The sequence below is a fragment of the Pseudomonas sp. CC120222-01a genome (assembly GCF_003097235.1).
Taxonomy (GTDB): Bacteria; Pseudomonadota; Gammaproteobacteria; order Pseudomonadales; family Pseudomonadaceae; genus Aquipseudomonas.
The window spans coordinates 1-1,251 of the sequence record NZ_QEQQ01000057.1 but is presented as its reverse complement, the minus strand read 5'-3'; the positions used below and the strand labels follow the sequence as shown (position 1 = coordinate 1,251).

1 protein-coding gene is annotated in these 1,251 nt (G+C 60.2%); it reads left to right on the top strand.

Features of this window, described 5'->3' with window-relative positions; all coding sequences use genetic code 11:
* Positions 1-445 precede the first annotated feature (445 nt).
* Entirely contained in the window at positions 446-1,225 is a 780-nt protein-coding gene (locus N430_RS29160) for a hypothetical protein (RefSeq protein WP_097165046.1), read from the top strand.
* The last annotated feature ends 26 nt before the right edge of the window (positions 1,226-1,251 follow it).

Genomic DNA, 1,251 nt, shown 5'->3' with positions numbered 1-1,251 from the left:
GGTGAAGCAACCCCAAGCTCCCTTCCTGAGGCTGTGGGTCGTTCGTCCTGGGCATCAAGCACCAAATCGGAACCCCATCGGATGAAGCTCGATGGGGCCCCCACGATTTGCTGCTTGACCCCCAGAACTCACAGATCAAGAGCATTCGGCATCGGTTGACCATCACCTATGTGCTGGTCTCCGAAGGCCTCACAAAGCGGGAGCCAACCATTCTGGTCGTCTCCGGATGTTCTCCACCCCACTCCGCACGTGTGCTCCGGGGGTTACGTGTCACCTGTCACTCCGCTCGGTGCCACCACATCCCCATACTTCCGGTTGGAAGTATGGTAAGCCCAGCATAACACGGCCAGCCAAACTACTGTATAGGTATACAGAAGTTTCTCTGTACAAAGGGTGTAAAAGGGTGTAAAAATTACACCCATACACCGTTAGAAGGAGAACAAAAATGAGCGGTACCCAACTCACCCTGCTGGTTCCCAAGGCTGCCCGCGATGCCCATGCCGAGCTGCTTGCAGCGCTCGGCACTGAGGCCAACCCAGCGCAGTGGATGGTCTTCATGGATGCCGTAACCCGGCTGCTGCCCGATGTGCTCAGCTCGGGCAGGCCATCCAAGGACGCCATCCAGCGCAGTGCCATCGGTCAACTGGGCTTCACCAGCTGGCAGGCGATGATCGAAGCGCCCACCGACGCATCTGGTCTGGGCTGGAACTTCAGTGGCTGGAAGGCATGGCGTCGGGCCTGGACGGCAGTTCAGGCATACCCCTGGCTGCGCCAGGAGCCGCTGACCTCGAGCGAGGTCAACAGCATCGTTCTGGACTGCAAGCGAGATGGCATTCAGTTCCCCGGCTCCGCAGGGGAGCTGGAGGCCATCAGACAGGGCCGCAAAGAGGCCCAGGAGGCTCGCAAGGCTGAAACCGTGCAGGCACTGACCCAACGTGCCGAAACGGCGGAAAAGGCTCTACAAGAGGCTTCAGCGCTGGCCAGATCGGTGACCGATCAACTTAACCAGGTGCAACAGCAGCTGGCCACGGCCCTTGGCCAGGTGGCCGAACAGGCCGAGGTCATCGGTACGCTGAAAGCAGAAAAATCCCAGGTCGAGACCAACCGGGATTTCTGGAAGAACAAGGCCCAGGCCAAGCCGGCACAGCCGGCCCAGCCCCAGGCTGAGGCACCACAGCTAGGGCTCTGGAAGCGCCTCATGCGCTGGCTGATGGGCTCGAAGTGATCGGATGAAGTCTTGAATGGCGGGCC

Coding starts and splice junctions, on each gene's coding strand:
- N430_RS29160 (WP_097165046.1), top strand. CDS start 446: ATGAGCGGTACCCAACTCACCCTGCTGGTTCCCAAGGCTGCCCGCGAT.